This window comes from Bacillus tequilensis KCTC 13622, assembly GCF_000507145.1.
GTDB classification, from domain to species: Bacteria; Bacillota; Bacilli; order Bacillales; family Bacillaceae; genus Bacillus; species Bacillus tequilensis.
The window spans coordinates 20,645-37,997 of the sequence record NZ_AYTO01000006.1; the positions used below are offsets into that span (position 1 = coordinate 20,645).

The 17,353-nt window shown below is 43.7% G+C and carries 16 protein-coding genes and 2 tRNA genes; all 18 read left to right on the forward strand.

What is annotated here, in order from left to right:
* The first annotated feature begins 139 nt into the window (after positions 1 to 139).
* The 18 genes from spoVG (at position 140) to spoIIE (ending at position 17,301) form a co-directional block, all read left to right on the forward strand.
* Positions 140 to 433 (forward strand): septation regulator SpoVG, encoded by a 294-nt coding sequence (gene spoVG / locus V756_RS0101350; protein ID WP_003218346.1) that lies wholly within the window; start codon positions 140 to 142, stop codon positions 431 to 433.
* 193 nt (positions 434 to 626) lie between these two features.
* Positions 627 to 1,997, forward strand: a complete 1,371-nt coding sequence (gene glmU / locus V756_RS0101355; RefSeq protein ID WP_024713065.1) for a bifunctional UDP-N-acetylglucosamine diphosphorylase/glucosamine-1-phosphate N-acetyltransferase GlmU — start codon at positions 627 to 629, stop codon at positions 1,995 to 1,997.
* A gap of 22 nt (positions 1,998 to 2,019) precedes the next feature.
* Positions 2,020 to 2,973: a ribose-phosphate diphosphokinase gene (locus V756_RS0101360; RefSeq protein WP_024713066.1), complete on the forward strand. Its 954-nt coding sequence runs from the start codon at positions 2,020 to 2,022 to the stop codon at positions 2,971 to 2,973.
* Between the two features lie 83 nt (positions 2,974 to 3,056).
* Positions 3,057 to 3,674 (forward strand): 50S ribosomal protein L25/general stress protein Ctc, encoded by a 618-nt coding sequence (locus V756_RS0101365; protein WP_024713067.1) that lies wholly within the window; start codon positions 3,057 to 3,059, stop codon positions 3,672 to 3,674.
* 106 nt (positions 3,675 to 3,780) lie between these two features.
* Complete coding sequence (pth, locus tag V756_RS0101370; RefSeq protein ID WP_024713068.1) at positions 3,781 to 4,347, forward strand: aminoacyl-tRNA hydrolase; 567 nt, start codon at positions 3,781 to 3,783, stop codon at positions 4,345 to 4,347.
* Between the two features lie 59 nt (positions 4,348 to 4,406).
* On the forward strand, positions 4,407 to 4,637 hold the full coding sequence (gene fin / locus V756_RS0101375) for an anti-sigma-F factor Fin (RefSeq protein WP_024713069.1): 231 nt from the start codon (positions 4,407 to 4,409) through the stop codon (positions 4,635 to 4,637).
* Between the two features lie 69 nt (positions 4,638 to 4,706).
* Complete coding sequence (mfd, locus tag V756_RS0101380) at positions 4,707 to 8,240, forward strand: transcription-repair coupling factor (protein WP_024713070.1); 3,534 nt, start codon at positions 4,707 to 4,709, stop codon at positions 8,238 to 8,240.
* Positions 8,241 to 8,375: 135 nt separating this feature from the next.
* Positions 8,376 to 8,912: a stage V sporulation protein T gene (gene spoVT, locus V756_RS0101385; RefSeq protein WP_024713071.1), complete on the forward strand. Its 537-nt coding sequence runs from the start codon at positions 8,376 to 8,378 to the stop codon at positions 8,910 to 8,912.
* A gap of 181 nt (positions 8,913 to 9,093) precedes the next feature.
* Positions 9,094 to 10,692, forward strand: a complete 1,599-nt coding sequence (locus V756_RS0101390; protein ID WP_024713072.1) for a putative polysaccharide biosynthesis protein — start codon at positions 9,094 to 9,096, stop codon at positions 10,690 to 10,692.
* Positions 10,682 to 12,151: a bifunctional methyltransferase/pyrophosphohydrolase YabN gene (yabN, locus tag V756_RS0101395; RefSeq protein WP_024713073.1), complete on the forward strand. Its 1,470-nt coding sequence runs from the start codon at positions 10,682 to 10,684 to the stop codon at positions 12,149 to 12,151. The genes V756_RS0101390 and yabN overlap by 11 nt, the downstream gene beginning before the upstream one ends.
* 2 nt (positions 12,152 to 12,153) lie before the next feature.
* The gene (locus V756_RS0101400) at positions 12,154 to 12,414 is read left to right on the forward strand and encodes an RNA-binding S4 domain-containing protein (protein ID WP_003226716.1); all 261 of its coding nucleotides are present in this window, start codon (positions 12,154 to 12,156) and stop codon (positions 12,412 to 12,414) included.
* Positions 12,415 to 12,492: 78 nt separating this feature from the next.
* The gene (gene yabP / locus V756_RS0101405; protein WP_003242114.1) at positions 12,493 to 12,795 is read left to right on the forward strand and encodes a sporulation protein YabP; all 303 of its coding nucleotides are present in this window, start codon (positions 12,493 to 12,495) and stop codon (positions 12,793 to 12,795) included.
* The gene (gene yabQ / locus V756_RS0101410) at positions 12,792 to 13,427 is read left to right on the forward strand and encodes a spore cortex biosynthesis protein YabQ (RefSeq protein ID WP_024713074.1); all 636 of its coding nucleotides are present in this window, start codon (positions 12,792 to 12,794) and stop codon (positions 13,425 to 13,427) included. Before yabP ends, yabQ begins: the two co-directional genes overlap by 4 nt.
* A gap of 17 nt (positions 13,428 to 13,444) precedes the next feature.
* Complete coding sequence (divIC, locus tag V756_RS0101415) at positions 13,445 to 13,822, forward strand: cell division protein DivIC (RefSeq protein ID WP_024713075.1); 378 nt, start codon at positions 13,445 to 13,447, stop codon at positions 13,820 to 13,822.
* 80 nt (positions 13,823 to 13,902) lie between these two features.
* A complete protein-coding gene (locus tag V756_RS0101420) occupies positions 13,903 to 14,289 on the forward strand; it encodes a S1 domain-containing RNA-binding protein (RefSeq protein ID WP_003218379.1) in 387 nt (128 codons plus the stop codon).
* A 170-nt stretch (positions 14,290 to 14,459) separates the two neighbouring features.
* Positions 14,460 to 14,533 (forward strand) — tRNA-Met (locus V756_RS0101425).
* Positions 14,534 to 14,545: 12 nt separating this feature from the next.
* Positions 14,546 to 14,617: transfer RNA gene (locus V756_RS0101430), tRNA-Glu, on the forward strand.
* Between the two features lie 200 nt (positions 14,618 to 14,817).
* Positions 14,818 to 17,301: a stage II sporulation protein E gene (gene spoIIE, locus V756_RS0101435; RefSeq protein ID WP_024713076.1), complete on the forward strand. Its 2,484-nt coding sequence runs from the start codon at positions 14,818 to 14,820 to the stop codon at positions 17,299 to 17,301.
* The last annotated feature ends 52 nt before the right edge of the window (positions 17,302 to 17,353 follow it).

Genomic DNA, 17,353 nt, shown 5'->3' on the forward strand with positions numbered 1-17,353 from the left:
CGAGTAAAAGCGTTATGACCTAATTGTGTAACTATATCCTATTTTTTCAAAAAATATTTTGAAAACGAGCAGGATTTCAGGAAAAATCGTGGAATTGATACACTAATGCTTTTATATAGGGAAAAGGTGGTGAACTACTGTGGAAGTTACTGACGTAAGATTACGCCGCGTGAATACCGATGGTCGCATGAGAGCGATTGCATCCATCACGCTGGATCACGAATTTGTCGTTCATGATATTCGTGTGATTGATGGAAACAATGGTCTTTTCGTTGCGATGCCGAGTAAACGCACCCCTGATGGAGAGTTCCGCGATATTGCTCATCCTATTAATTCAAGCACGCGAGGAAAGATTCAAGATGCCGTGTTAAATGAGTATCATCGTTTGGGTGACACTGAAGCATTAGAATTCGAAGAAGCTGGCGCTTCTTAAAAAATAACCAAAAAAGCAAGGACTGCTGCAAGGGCTGACAAAAGCCTTTTGACGGCGGTCCTTTTTTAATTCTGATTTTTCAAACTTAATTGTGCTCAATAGAAAATTCTTGCACTTCATGAAGTCTCCTTGAAATCAGAAGATATTTAGGATATATTTTTCTATGGATAAAAGGGATATTGGAGGCCAATAAATGGATAAGCGGTTTGCAGTTGTTTTAGCAGCTGGACAAGGAACGAGAATGAAATCAAAGCTTTATAAAGTCCTTCATCCAGTTTGCGGGAAGCCTATGGTAGAGCACGTCGTGGACGAAGCCTTAAAGTTATCTTTATCAAAGCTTGTCACGATTGTCGGACATGGTGCGGAAGAAGTGAAAAAGCAGCTTGGTGATAAAAGCGAGTACGCGCTTCAAGCAGAACAGCTTGGCACTGCTCATGCTGTAAAACAGGCACAGCCATTTCTTGCTGACAAAAAAGGCGTCACGATTGTCATTTGCGGAGATACGCCGCTTTTAACAGCAGAGACAATGGAACAGATGCTGAAAGAACATACACAAAGAGAAGCGAAAGCTACGATTTTAACTGCAGTTGCAGAAGATCCAACCGGATATGGCCGTATTATTCGCGGCGAAAACGGAGCGGTTCAAAAAATCGTTGAGCATAAGGACGCGTCTGAAGAAGAACGTCTTGTGACTGAGATCAATACCGGCACGTATTGTTTTGATAATGAAGCGCTGTTCCGGGCCATTGATCAGGTGTCCAATGATAATGCTCAAGGCGAGTATTATTTGCCGGATGTCATAGAGATTCTTAAAAACGAAGGCGAAACTGTTGCCGCTTACCAGACTGGTAATTTCCAAGAAACGCTCGGAGTTAATGATAGAGTTGCTCTTTCTCAGGCAGAACAATTTATGAAAGAGCGTATTAATAAACGGCATATGCAAAATGGCGTAACGCTGATTGACCCGATGAACACGTATATTTCTCCTGACGCTGTCATCGGAAGCGATACTGTGATTTATCCTGGAACTGTGATGAAAGGTGAGGTGCAAATCGGAGAAGATACGATTATCGGCCCTCATACGGAGATTATGAACAGTTCAATTGGCAGCCGTACAGTTATTAAGCAATCGGTAGTCAATCACAGTAAAGTGGGGAATGATGTTAACATAGGACCTTTTGCTCACATCAGACCTGATTCTGTCATCGGGAATGAAGTGAAGATCGGGAATTTTGTTGAAATCAAAAAGACCCAATTCGGAGACCGAAGCAAGGCTTCTCATTTAAGCTATGTCGGTGACGCTGAGGTAGGCACAGATGTAAACCTGGGCTGCGGTTCAATAACTGTCAATTATGATGGAAAGAATAAATATTTGACGAGAATTGAAGATGGCGCGTTTATCGGCTGCAACTCGAACTTGGTTGCCCCTGTCACAGTCGGAGAAGGCGCTTATGTGGCGGCAGGTTCAACTGTTACGGAAGATGTGCCTGGAAAAGCGCTTGCTATTGCCAGAGCGAGACAAGTTAACAAAGACGATTATGTAAAAAATATTCATAAAAATTAATCCTAAATTCGGAGGTTTATCCATGTCTAATCAATACGGAGATAAGAATTTAAAGATTTTTTCTTTGAATTCGAATCCAGAGCTTGCAAAAGAAATCGCAGATATAGTTGGAGTTCAATTAGGAAAATGTTCTGTCAAAAGATTCAGTGACGGAGAAGTCCAAATTAATATCGAAGAAAGTATTCGCGGATGTGACTGTTATATCATCCAGTCTACAAGTGACCCCGTTAACGAGCATATTATGGAATTATTGATTATGGTAGATGCGTTAAAACGCGCTTCTGCAAAAACGATTAACATTGTGATTCCTTACTACGGTTATGCGCGTCAAGACAGAAAAGCAAGATCCCGTGAGCCAATTACAGCAAAACTCTTCGCTAACCTGCTTGAAACAGCCGGTGCGACTCGCGTGATTGCACTTGACCTGCATGCGCCGCAAATTCAAGGATTCTTTGATATACCGATTGACCACTTAATGGGTGTTCCGATTTTAGGAGAATATTTTGAAGGCAAAAATCTTGAAGATATCGTCATTGTTTCACCAGACCACGGCGGTGTGACGCGCGCCCGCAAACTGGCTGACCGATTAAAAGCGCCGATTGCGATTATCGACAAACGCCGTCCGCGTCCAAACGTGGCGGAAGTCATGAATATTGTAGGTAATATCGAAGGGAAGACCGCTATCCTTATCGATGACATTATCGATACTGCAGGCACCATTACACTTGCTGCTAATGCGCTCGTTGAAAACGGAGCGAAAGAAGTATATGCATGCTGCACACACCCTGTGCTTTCAGGTCCTGCTGTTGAACGGATTAACAATTCAACAATCAAAGAGCTTGTTGTGACAAACAGCATCAAGCTTCCTGAAGAAAAGAAAATCGAACGGTTCAAGCAGCTTTCAGTCGGACCGCTTCTGGCTGAAGCGATTATTCGCGTTCATGAGCAGCAATCCGTCAGCTATCTATTCAGCTAAACCGATATTTGAGGTTTAAATCCTTATCGTTTTGGGTATTGTTTGTAATAGGACAATAAAACGATAATAGGATGGTGCTGAATATGGCAACTTTAACGGCAAAAGAAAGAACGGACTTTACTCGTTCGTCTCTTCGGAATATCCGTACTTCAGGACATGTTCCAGGTATCATATATGGGAAAGACACGGAAAACAAACCTGTATCATTAGACAGTGTGGAGCTGATCAAAACGCTGAGAGACGAAGGGAAAAATACAGTCCTCACGCTTGAGGTCGGCGGAAAACAGCATTCTGTCATGGTAACTGACCTGCAAACGGACCCGCTGAAAAATGAAATCACTCATGCTGACTTTCAAGTGGTTAATATGAGTGAAGACATTGAGGTAGAAGTGCCGATTCATTTGACCGGTGAGGCCATTGGAGTGAAAAACGGAGGCGTGCTGCAGCAGCCGCTGTATGAACTAACCGTAAAGGCTAAGCCAAAAGCCATTCCGCAAACGATTGAGGCAGACATTTCAAAGCTCGACGTAAATGAAGTGCTGACGATTGCAGATTTGCCTGTTGGCGGTGACTACTCCTTTAACCATGAATCAGATGAGGTCGTGGCTTCTATCCTTCCTCCGCAGCAGCAGGAAGCAGCTGAGATAGATGAAGAGGAATCTGCCGATGCCCAGCCTGAAGGTGAAAACAAAGAACAATAATAGCTTAAGGCGTAACCCTCCCGAGGTTACGTCTTTTGTGCTAGAATGAGAAGAATTATAGCCCGCATACACAGACGGGGGTTATGTGACTAAGGGAGGATTCGCCATGCTTGTAATTGCCGGTCTCGGAAACCCGGGGAAGAACTATGAAAACACACGGCATAATGTCGGATTTATGGTGATAGATCAGCTTGCGAAGGAATGGAATATAGAGCTGAATCAAAATAAATTCAACGGATTATATGGAACCGGATTTGTTTCCGGCAAAAAGGTTCTACTTGTTAAACCGCTTACATATATGAATTTATCAGGAGAATGTTTGCGGCCTTTAATGGACTACTATGATGTCGATAATGAAGATTTGACAGTCATTTACGATGACCTTGATCTTCCGACTGGAAAAATCCGTTTAAGAACGAAAGGAAGTGCTGGAGGGCACAATGGCATTAAGTCATTGATCCAGCATCTTGGAACATCCGAATTTGACCGCATCCGCATTGGGATCGGCCGGCCTATAAATGGCATGAAGGTCGTTGATTATGTGTTAGGTTCCTTCACTAAGGAGGAGGCACCTGAGATTGATGGAGCGATTGATAAATCTGTTAAGGCTTGTGAAGCTGCTGTGAGCAAACCGTTTTTAGAAGTCATGAACGAATTTAACGCAAAGGTATAAAATGAATCATCAAAGTCCATACTACACCAAAATGACTTTTTCATCAGGAGGTCCCTTGTATGGCTTTGCACTATTATTGTCGTCATTGCGGAGTGAAAGTAGGCAGTCTCGAATCTTCCATGGTTTCGACTGACTCACTTGGATTTCAGCACTTAACAAACGACGAAAGAAACGATATGATTTCTTATAAAGAAAATGGAGATGTCCATGTTTTGACAATATGTGAAGATTGCCAAGAGGCGCTTGACCGAAATCCGCATTATCACGAACATCACACATTTATTCAATAAAAAGCTTTGGTGTAGACACTAGACCAAAGCGTTTTTCTGTTCTCACAGGAAACAGAGAGGAGGGGCTATATGGACAACATTCAAACCTTTATAAAAGAGAGCGATGACTTTAAATCCATCATCAACGGTTTACACGAGGGGCTGAAGGAACAACTGCTTGCGGGTCTGTCGGGTTCCGCGCGTTCTGTTTTTACTTCCGCTCTGGCTAATGAAACGAATAAGCCAATCTTTCTAATCACCCATAACTTATATCAAGCCCAAAAAGTAACGGATGATCTGACTTCACTTCTAGAGGATCGGTCTGTCCTTTTGTACCCCGTCAATGAACTCATTTCATCAGAAATCGCAGTCGCAAGCCCTGAATTGCGGGCGCAGCGATTAGATGTCATTAATAGATTAACGAATGGAGAAGCGCCAATCGTCGTGGCTCCTGTAGCTGCAATCAGAAGAATGCTCCCGCCTGTAGAGGTGTGGAGAAACAGCCAAATGCTCATTCAAGTGGGTCATGATATCGAACCTGATCAGCTTGCATCACGTTTGGTTGAGGTAGGATATGAGCGGTCTGATATGGTTTCCGCACCCGGAGAATTCAGCATTCGCGGAGGAATCATTGATATTTATCCGCTTACTTCAGAGCATCCGGTGAGAATGGAACTGTTTGACACTGAAGTGGATTCAATCCGCAGCTTTAATTCAGATGATCAACGGTCAATCGAAACCCTGACCTCAATCAATATCGGTCCCGCGAAGGAATTGATTGTCAGACCTGAAGAAAAAGCGCGTGCGATGGAGAAGATCGATAAAGGCCTTGCCGAAAGCCTGAAAAAATTAAAGGCTGACAAGCAAAAAGAAATTCTTCACGCCAATATTTCTCATGATAAAGAACGCTTGTCTGAAGGACAGACAGATCAGGAGCTGGTGAAGTATCTCTCTTATTTCTATGAACAGCCTGCTAGTTTACTAGATTATACACCTGAGAATACGCTTCTGATTTTGGATGAAGTCAGCCGGATTCATGAGATGGAAGAACAGCTTCAAAAAGAAGAAGCGGAATTTATCACTAATCTTCTTGAGGAAGGGAAGATTTTGCATGACATCAGTTTGTCATTCAGCTTCCAGAAAATAGTGGCTGGGCAAAAACGCCCTCTGCTGTACTATTCTTTATTTTTACGGCATGTACACCATACGAGTCCGCAAAATATCGTCAATGTGTCGAGCAGACAAATGCAAAGTTTCCATGGCCAAATGAACGTGCTTGCGGGTGAAATGGAACGCTTTAAAAAGTCAAATTTCACCGTTGTATTTTTAGGGGCAAACAAAGAACGTACACAGAGATTATCTTCTGTTCTGACTGATTATGAAATCGAAGCCGCCATGACAGACAGCAAAAAGGCACTTGTTCAGGGACAGGTCTATATCATGGAAGGCGAGCTTCAGTCGGGATTTGAGCTGCCGTTAATGAAGCTTGTCGTTATTACGGAAGAAGAACTGTTCAAAAACCGTGTGAAAAAGAAGCCGCGAAAACAGAAGCTGACCAATGCGGAGCGTATTAAAAGCTATTCCGAGCTTCAAATCGGTGATTATGTCGTTCATATTAATCACGGGATCGGAAAGTATTTAGGAATTGAGACCCTTGAAATCAATGGAATTCATAAAGACTATTTAAATATCCATTATCAGGGAAGCGACAAGCTTTACGTTCCTGTAGAACAAATTGATCAGGTGCAAAAATATGTCGGCTCCGAAGGAAAAGAGCCTAAGCTGTACAAATTAGGCGGAAGCGAATGGAAGCGGGTCAAGAAGAAAGTAGAGACCTCTGTTCAGGATATTGCCGATGACTTAATTAAGCTGTATGCCGAAAGAGAAGCAAGCAAAGGCTATGCGTTTTCTCCGGATCATGAGATGCAGCGTGAATTTGAGTCAGCGTTCCCTTATCAAGAGACTGAGGACCAGCTTCGTTCCATTCATGAGATCAAACAGGACATGGAAAGAGAACGTCCGATGGACCGCTTGCTGTGCGGAGATGTAGGCTATGGGAAAACAGAGGTTGCCATACGCGCTGCGTTTAAGGCGATTGGTGACGGAAAGCAGGTAGCACTGCTCGTCCCGACAACCATTTTGGCACAGCAGCACTATGAAACCATTACTGAGCGCTTTCAAGACTATCCGATTAATATTGGCCTTCTCAGCAGGTTCAGAACGAGAAAAGAAGCGAACGAAACGATCAAAGGATTGAAAAATGGTACTGTAGATATCGTTATCGGGACGCACCGGCTACTGTCAAAAGATGTCGTTTATAAAGACTTAGGGCTCCTTATCATTGATGAAGAGCAGCGTTTCGGTGTAACCCACAAAGAAAAGATCAAGCAGATCAAAGCCAATGTTGATGTATTAACATTAACGGCGACACCGATTCCTCGTACGCTACATATGTCTATGCTTGGCGTAAGGGATCTTTCAGTGATTGAGACTCCGCCGGAAAACCGCTTCCCCGTACAGACGTATGTTGTGGAATACAACGGCGCTCTTGTCAGAGAGGCGATTGAACGTGAGCTTGCACGCGGAGGACAGGTCTATTTCTTGTACAACCGGGTAGAGGATATCGAGCGGAAAGCGGATGAGATCTCAATGCTTGTCCCTGATGCGAAGGTAGCGTATGCGCATGGGAAAATGACAGAAAATGAATTAGAGACCGTTATGCTAAGTTTCCTTGAAGGAGAATCAGACGTTCTCGTCAGTACAACCATTATCGAAACGGGTGTTGATATTCCGAACGTCAATACGCTGATCGTATTTGACGCCGATAAAATGGGTCTTTCCCAGCTTTACCAGCTGCGGGGGCGTGTCGGCCGTTCTAACCGTGTGGCGTATGCATATTTCACGTACCGTCGGGATAAGGTGCTGACTGAAGTCGCTGAAAAAAGGCTGCAGGCCATTAAAGAGTTCACAGAACTTGGTTCCGGCTTTAAAATCGCCATGCGTGACTTAACGATCCGCGGAGCCGGGAATCTTCTTGGCGCCCAGCAGCATGGCTTCATCGATTCAGTCGGATTTGACCTTTATTCACAGATGCTGAAAGAGGCCATTGAAGAACGTAAAGGGGACACAGCGAAGCCGGAGCAATTTGAAACAGAAATTGATGTCGAGCTTGATGCGTATATTCCGGAAACCTATATCCAAGACGGCAAACAAAAAATTGATATGTATAAACGCTTCAGGTCTGTGGCTACCATTGAAGAGAAGAATGAGCTTCAAGACGAAATGATTGACCGGTTTGGCAATTATCCAAAAGAAGTTGAATACTTGTTTACTGTTGCGGAAATGAAGGTTTATGCGAAACAAGAGCGTGTGGAGCTGGTTAAGCAGGATAAAGATGCTGTCAGATTGACGATTTCTGAAGACGCAAGTGCTGAAATTGACGGCCAGAAGCTATTTGAGCTCGGCAATAAATACGGCAGACAAATCGGACTGGGAATGGAAGGAAAAAAACTCAAAATCTCCATACAGACGAAAGGCCGCAGTGCCGATGAATGGCTCGAAACCGTGCTGGGCATGCTGAAGGGCCTTACAGATGTGAAAAAGCAAACCATTTCATCTACGTAAATTTTGTTACTCTCTGGTGTATATTACATTTGATGTGACGGATACTAATTTCAAGCGAGGCGGAAGGTACATAAAGTAACTGCTTTAGGTCTTTCCCACATGTATATACCATCAAATGAAAGAGAGGCACCAGAGATGAAAGCAACCGGTATCGTACGTCGTATTGATGACTTAGGACGGGTCGTGATTCCAAAAGAAATTCGCAGAACTCTGAGAATCAGGGAAGGCGATCCGCTTGAGATTTTTGTAGATCGCGACGGGGAAGTGATTTTGAAAAAGTACTCTCCGATCAGTGAGCTTGGAGACTTTGCAAAGGAGTATGCAGACGCGCTTTACGACAGTCTAGGACATTCAGTCCTTATTTGTGACCGTGACGTATATATCGCCGTGTCTGGCAGCTCAAAAAAAGACTACTTAAACAAATCGATCAGCGAAATGCTCGAAAGAACTATGGATCAGCGCAGTTCCGTGCTTGATAGTGATGCAAAATCAGTACAGCTTTTGAATGGCATAGATGAGGATATGAATTCTTACACTATTGGCCCGATTGTAGCAAATGGCGATCCGATAGGCGCCGTGGTGATTTTTTCTAAGGATCAGACAATGGGCGAAGTAGAACATAAAGCCGTTGAGACAGCTGCTGGATTTTTAGCTCGTCAAATGGAACAGTAGGTCTTATTCCTTTTATCGAAAATAGGTATGAAAAGAACAGCTCTCCCTGGGGACGCTGTTCTTTTTTATGCAGGCCCAAAAAGGATTCCAAGGGTTGGTTGTGGTATAATAACCTCGTTTTTATGTGTGCCTCGGTAATACGTAAACCGTATTGCCCCTGACGTTGGGAAGGAGCTTTTGGATGAATGATTCAATAGGCGTTAAACGGCATTGGATTTGGCAGGGGGCTTTTGTTTTAATTTTGGCAGGCGTCATCTCAAAAATATTAAGCGCCGTTTACAGAGTCCCGTTTCAAAACATTGTCGGCGATGTTGGATTTTATATATATCAGCAGGTATACCCGTTTCTTGGTATTGCGGTTATGCTGTCAACATCAGGATTTCCGGTCATTATATCAAAGCTGATGAATGATTATAGCGAAAAAAGCCATCACACCATATTAAAAATAGCAGCGGTGTTTTTGTCTTTAATCGGTGTTTTGTTATTTCTTTGTTTATATTTTGGAGCTGTTCCAATCGCCTTTTTTATGGGAGATTCACACCTCGCCGTGTTAATTCAAGTGACCGCGTATGCCTTTTTGCTGTTCCCGTTGGTCGCATTGCTGAGAGGCGGTTTTCAAGGAAGGCAGGATATGCTCCCGTCTGCCTTATCGCAGATGACAGAGCAGTTTCTGCGGGTTGCGGTGCTCTTGAGCTTATCATTTTGGCTCGTCAAAAAGGGAGCTTCGCTTTACACCGCGGGAGCGGCAGCCGCATCCGGGTCTCTTGCCGGTAGCTGCGTAGCGTTACTCATACTCGCAGTTTTTTGGTTCAAAGCAAAAAGAGACAACCAAACAGATTGGAAAAATGAAAATGTGATAACAACAAAAGAATTGGCAAAAAAACTGCTTTTATATTCGGTTACCATTTGTGTAAGCAGTTTGCTGCTTTTGTTTATCCAGCTTGTTGATGCATTGAATTTATACGCTTTGCTTTCGGGTGGTGAGGCAAGTGAAGAAGCGAAACGCCTAAAGGGGATTTATGATCGGGGGCAGCCCTTGCTGCAGCTTGGTTCGGTTTTCGCGGTGAGCATTGCGACGTCACTCGTTCCGTATATTTCTAAAGCCGTAAAGAACAATGAGCTGAGGATCATAAAAGAAAAAGCCACGTCTTCTTTAAAACTGTGTTTTGTACTGGGGGCAGGCGCGTCAGCTGGGTTGATTTGCATTCTTGAGCCGGTGAATATCATGCTGTTTCAAAATGGTGAAGGGACAGCTGCATTACAAGTATTCAGCTGCTCCATATTGTTTGCGTCTCTGGCAGTCACGTCAGCTGCAGTTTTGCAGGGTGCGGGACACACCGTTTTCCCTGCGGTAGCGGTGGGAGCGGGCGTTGCGGTGAAATGGGTGCTAAACACTCTTTTAGTACCGCGCTACGGGATTGAAGGCGCATCGCTGGCAACAGCGGCTTCCTTTGCGGCTGTCGCCGGTCTTAACTTGTATCAGCTTCGGAAGAAGGAATGGCTCAATAAGCTGAGAGGCGTTTTGATTCGCGTAGTTGGATCTGCCCTATTCATGTCGGCTGTCTTACTTGCGTATAGGCGTCTCTGGACTTTTTTGTTTCCAGCAGCAGGAAGAGGGTCGGCTGTGATTGAAAGTATTTCTGCTGTCGCCATTGGTGGCGCGGTGTTTATTTATTGTATGATGAAGTTGGGAATATTTACAGATGAAGAGCTGAACAGTGTGCCTTTTGGCAATAGGCTGAGCAAAATCATAAGAAGGAGAGGACGAGATGGCGGGTAATATTACAGTCGTCGGACTTGGCGCCGGTGACATGGACCAATTGACAATTGGTATACACAAGCTGCTGACGAAGGCAGATACGCTGTATGTCAGAACCAAGGATCATCCCTTAATTCAGGAGCTTGAAAAGGAAACGAAGAACATCCGTTTCTTTGACGATATTTATGAGAAACACGACCAGTTCGATGCCGTATATGAAGAAATCGCTGATATCCTATTTGAGGAGGCGCAACGTGAGGACGTGGTTTATGCTGTGCCGGGACACCCGTTTGTCGCGGAAAAAACCGTACAGCTGCTGACGGAGCGTCAGAAAGAGAAAAACGTTCAAGTGAAAGTCGCGGGAGGACAAAGTTTTCTTGATGCCACATTTAATGCCTTGCAAATCGACCCGATTGAAGGCTTTCAATTTGTGGATGCCGGTACGCTGTCTGCGGATGAGCTTGAACTCAGACATCACCTGATCATTTGTCAGGTTTACGACCAAATGACCGCTTCTGAAGTCAAGCTGACTTTGATGGAAAAGCTGCCTGACGATTACGAGGTTGTGATCGTGACTGCGGCAGGAAGCCGTGACGAGGTGATCCAGGCAGTGCCTTTATTTGAGCTGGACCGCAATGTCACCCTAGATAACTTAACAAGTGTGTATATTCCGCCGATTAAAGAAGAGAAGCTGCTTTACCACGAATTTTCAGCGTTCAGAAGCATCATCAGAGAGCTTCGCGGCCCTAATGGATGTCCGTGGGATAAAAAGCAGACGCATCAGTCATTAAAACAATACATGATTGAAGAATGTTATGAACTTCTCGAAGCAATTGACGAAGAAGACACAGACCATATGATCGAAGAGCTTGGCGATGTTTTGCTTCAGGTCTTACTTCATGCGCAAATCGGTGAAGATGAAGGTTATTTCACAATTGATGATGTCATAAAAGGAATCAGTGAAAAAATGGTCCGAAGACATCCCCATGTGTTTAAAGATGTTAAGGTTCAGGATGAAAACGATGTTTTGGCAAATTGGGAAGACATCAAAAAGGCTGAAAAAAACACAACCGAAGCATCCTTATTAGACAGCGTGCCGAAAACCCTTCCAGCCCTTTCAAAAGCTGCTAAACTGCAGAAAAAAGCAGCGAAGACGGGTTTTGACTGGGAAGACGTCAGCGACATTTGGGAAAAGGTAAGCGAGGAAATGAAGGAATTTTCTTCTGAGGTTTCTGAAGATCCTCATGAATACAATCTCAAGGCTGAGTTTGGCGACATTTTATTCGCACTCGTAAATGTAGCCCGCTTCTACAAAATAGAACCGGAGGAAGCGCTGGCCATGACCAATGACAAATTCCAGAGACGGTTCTCTTACATTGAGGAAACAGCGAGGGAAAAGGGAATCGAGCTGGCTGATATGTCTCTTGAGGACATGGACAAACTGTGGAATGAAGCAAAAGAAACTGAGAGGAGATCATAACTATGAGATTAGATAAATTTTTGAAAGTATCACGGCTGATTAAACGACGTACACTAGCAAAGGAAGTAGCTGACCAAGGGCGAATCTCTATTAACGGAAACCAGGCTAAAGCAAGCTCTGATGTAAAACCGGGAGACGAACTAACGGTCCGCTTCGGCCAAAAGCTTGTGACGGTTCAAGTCAATGAGTTGAAAGACACGACGAAAAAAGAAGAAGCTGCAAACATGTATACGATCCTAAAGGAAGAAAAACTCGGCGAATAGGCTTGTTCTAAAAAAATCCCCCGCCTCATACAATGCAGTAATAATGCTAAAAGTATCGAGGATATGGGGGCTGAATAGATGAATTCATATTATGAGCAAAAAGGTTCTTCGTCTGTTCCGGAGCAGCATGATGTGACAATGAAAGGCCGGAAGCATTTAGATATTTCTGGGGTTAAGCAGGTGGAGAGCTTTGATAATGAAGAATTCCTGCTGGAAACGGTGATGGGAATGCTCTCAGTCAGAGGGCAAAACCTGCAGATGAAAAATTTGGATGTGGAAAAAGGGATTGTTTCTATTAAAGGCAGGGTATTTGATCTAGTGTACTTAGACGAACAACAAGGGGATAAAGCTAAAGGGTTTTTTAGCAAGTTGTTTAAATGACGCTGACGACACAATTCTATACAATGCTGGCGATGTCCGGTATGGGTCTCTGGCTTGGCGCATCGCTTGATACATACCGGCTCTTTGTCATTCGTGCCAAAACAGCCAGATGGCTATTATTTATTCATGATATTCTTTTCTGGATTTTGCAAGGGCTGCTATTCTTTTATGTCTTGCTTCATGTAAATGAGGGAGAATTCAGGCTGTACATCTTTTTAGCGGTTCTGCTCGGCGTTGCGACGTATCAGAGTCTTTGCAAACGAATCTATATAAAAATACTGAAATTCGTCATTTACCTTGTTGTTTCTGTTTATCAATTCTTCAAAAGGCTCATTCAGCACGTGTTCTTTCGTCCAATTGTGTGGACATGCGGAGCGATCCTCTGGCTGGCGGCGTTTTTGTTAAAGAAAGCATACAGCCTGATCGTTTTTCTCTTGTTGTGTCTATATAAAATAACCATGATTCTGTGTTTTCCGATCCGTTTTATCGCAAAACAATGTTTGAAACTTCTTCCTGTAAAACTGCGTCTAACTTTCAGACGTTATTTTGAAAAAGGTGCAGGATTTCTTAAAAAGAAGAAGAAACTATTGGTAACCATAAGAACGACTATTACACGTTTTTTGAAGAGATGAAAGGAGGACCGTCTGGTTTGAATTTTTCCAGAGAACGAACGATAACTGAAATACAAAACGAATATAAAGAACAAGTAGAGCGGCAAAATCAGCTGAAGAAAAGAAGACGAAAAGGACTGTACAGACGGTTAACGGTCTTCGGCGCCCTAGTATTCCTGACGGCAATCGTGCTGGCAAGCTCCGTATGGTCCCAAACATCTTCCCTTAGCGCAAAAGAAGAAAAGAAAGAACAGCTTGAAAAGGAACTGAAGAGTTTAAAGACAAAGCAAACAGATTTAAAAGAAGAAATATCCAAATTGAACGATGAGGATTACGTCACAGAGCTTGCCAGAAGGGACTTATTCATGTCTGGAGATGGAGAAATTATCTTCAATGTGGAGAAGAAGAGCAAGTAGCCTTGTTGACACTTAAATTTTTATTTAGGTATAATTAAGCAAACGATCTTTTTATAAGCCTAAGGAGGAGCACTTTTTTTATGTCGATTGAAGTTGGCAGCAAGTTGCAAGGGAAAATAACAGGTATTACAAATTTTGGAGCATTTGTTGAATTGCCTGGAGGCTCAACCGGTCTCGTTCACATCAGTGAGGTAGCTGATAACTATGTCAAAGACATTAACGATCACTTAAAAGTCGGCGACCAAGTTGAAGTGAAAGTCATCAACGTTGAAAAAGACGGGAAAATTGGTTTATCTATTAAAAAAGCTAAAGACCGTCCGCAAGCCAGACCTAGAAATGATTTCCGTCCGAAAGAATCTTTTGAACAGAAAATGAATAAGTTTTTAAAAGACAGCGAAGACCGCTTGTCATCTTTAAAACGCAATACGGAATCAAAACGTGGAGGGCGCGGAGCAAGAAGAGGATAACCTTGCTGCTTTCTATAAATAAATGAAGCATCCGTTCATCCCGACGGATGCTTTTTTTTATTATCCCCACCCGCTATAAGAGTCTGAAAATTATAACATTAAAGTTTCTGTTGACGAAAGGAACAAACCTTTGTATTATATAACTTGTGCTTAGAAGCACCAGAAAATATGGCGGTGTAGCTCAGCTGGCTAGAGCGTACGGTTCATACCCGTGAGGTCGGGGGTTCGATCCCCTCCGCCGCTATCATATTTGTTTGGCCCGTTGGTCAAGCGGTTAAGACACCGCCCTTTCACGGCGGTAACACGGGTTCGAATCCCGTACGGGTCATCCTGAAAAACTCGGTTTCTCTTGCAGAAACCGAGTTTTTTCATTTTTAGACAACATTCCGGAAATTCTTTTGATAAACGAATATCAAGGCAGAAACCGTCGAAGATTTCTCTGGTATTGTTACCTTCTTTTGACAAAATCCTATCTGTGTTTTCGCTATAATGACAGGCAACGAATATAACAGGTGGGGGATGAGAGGAATGGAAAAAGCAGAAAGAAGAGTGAACGGGCCAATGACGGGACAAGCTTTGGAAAAACTCCAATCGTTTTTGGACAGGGGCACGAAGCTGGTGACTCATCATTTGCATTCACTGTTTTTCTATAAAGGATTTATTTATGTTGTCATCGGATTTTTGCTTGGACGAGCGTTCATATTATCCGAGGTGCTTCCTTTCGCACTTCCTTTCTTTGGAGCGATGCTGCTCATTAGAAGAGACAAGGCGCTTTATGCGGTGCTGGCTGTGCTTGCAGGTGCGCTGACCATTTCCCCGAAGCACTCTTTGCTCATACTAGGAGCATTGCTGGCCTTCTTCGTATTTTCTAAAGTGGCTGCTTTCATCACCGACGATCGCGTGAAAGCACTCCCGATTGTCGTGTTCTTCTCCATGGCTGTAGCAAGAGCTGGGTTTGTTTACGCTCAAAATGGCACGTTCACAACCTATGATTATGTGATGGCTGTCGTTGAGGCTGGATTATCCTTTATTTTAACGCTGATTTTTCTTCAGAGTCTTCCGGTTTTCACAGTAAAAAAAGTAAAACAATCATTAAAAATAGAAGAAATCATTTGCTTTATGATCCTTATTGCTTCCGTTTTGACGGGGCTTGCCGGCTTGTCCTACCAAGGGATGCAGGCAGAACACATATTGGCGCGTTATGTGGTCTTGAGTTTTTCCTTTATTGGCGGAGCAAGCATTGGCTGTACGGTTGGTGTTGTGACCGGTCTGATTCTCGGTCTGGCAAATATCGGAAACCTCTATCAAATGAGTCTGCTCGCTTTTTCAGGTCTATTAGGCGGTTTGCTGAAGGAAGGGAAAAAAGCGGGCGCGGCAATTGGGCTGATCGTCGGATCGCTTCTTATTTCTTTATATGGTGAAGGCTCTGCCGGCCTGATGACAACGCTCTATGAGTCATTAATTGCAGTCGGCCTGTTTTTACTTACACCTCAATCGATTACAAGGAAGGTGGCGAGATATATTCCGGGAACCGTCGAGCATCTTCAAGAGCAGCAGCAATATGCAAGGAAAATCAGAGATGTCACCGCTCAAAAGGTAGATCAGTTCTCCAATGTTTTTCACGCGCTGTCTGAAAGCTTCGCGACCTTTTACCAAGCATCAGACGAACAGACAGATGACAGCGAAGTTGATCTGTTTTTAAGCAAAATCACGGAGCATTCCTGTCAGACATGCTACAAGAAAAACAAGTGCTGGGTACAGAACTTTGATAAAACATATGACTTAATGAAACAAGTTATGCTTGAAACAGAAGAAAAAGAATATGCATCAAACCGAAGGCTGAAAAAAGAATTTCATCAGCATTGCTCGAAATCAAGGCAGGTTGAAGAGCTGATTGAGGATGAACTTGCACATCATCATGCCCATCTAACGCTCAAGAAAAAGGTGCAGGACAGCAGGCGGCTTGTTGCTGAACAGCTTTTAGGTGTTTCTGAGGTCATGGCAGACTTTTCTCGGGAAATAAAAAGAGAGCGCGAACAGCACTTTCTTCAGGAAGAGCAGATTATAGAGGCGCTTCAGCATTTTGGAATCGAGATTCAGCATGTGGAGATCTATAGCCTTGAACAAGGAAATATCGATATCGAAATGACCATTCCGTTCAGCGGACATGGAGAAAGTGAGAAAATCATTGCCCCTATGCTTTCTGACATTCTGGAGGAGCAAATTCTTGTGAAAGCCGAACAGCACTCTCCGCATCCAAATGGATACAGCCATGTCGCCTTTGGATCAACGAAATCATACAAGGTATCTACAGGTGCTGCCCACGCCGCAAAGGGAGGCGGCCTTGTCTCCGGCGACAGCTACAGCATGATGGAGCTTGGGGCCAGAAAGTATGCTGCGGCAATTAGTGACGGAATGGGCAACGGCGCAAGAGCGCACTTCGAAAGCAATGAAACGATCAAGCTCCTTGAAAAAATACTTGAATCCGGCATTGATGAAAAAATAGCAATTAAAACCATCAACAGTATACTGTCCCTGAGGACAACTGATGAGATATATTCTACGCTTGACCTGTCTATTATCGATCTTCAAGATGCCAGCTGTAAGTTTTTGAAGGTCGGATCGACGCCAAGCTTTATCAAACGGGGCGATCAGGTCATGAAAGTTCAAGCGAGTAATCTGCCAATCGGCATTATTAATGAATTCGATGTGGAGGTTGTGAGTGAGCAGCTGAAAGCGGGTGACCTCTTAATTATGATGAGTGATGGCATTTTTGAGGGGCCTAAGCATGTAGAAAATCATGATTTATGGATGAAGCGCAAAATGAAGGGGCTGAAAACAAATGACCCGCAGGAGATTGCCGATTTGCTCATGGAAGAAGTCATCCGTACGAGATCCGGTCAAATTGAGGATGATATGACAGTTGTTGTCGTCCGGATTGATCATAATACGCCGAAGTGGGCATCCATCCCTGTCCCTGCCATCTTTCAAAACAAACAAGAAATTTCATAGCACTTCCGTATAAATCAAATTTCTTCTGGCGAAGATGGAAATATATGAATCT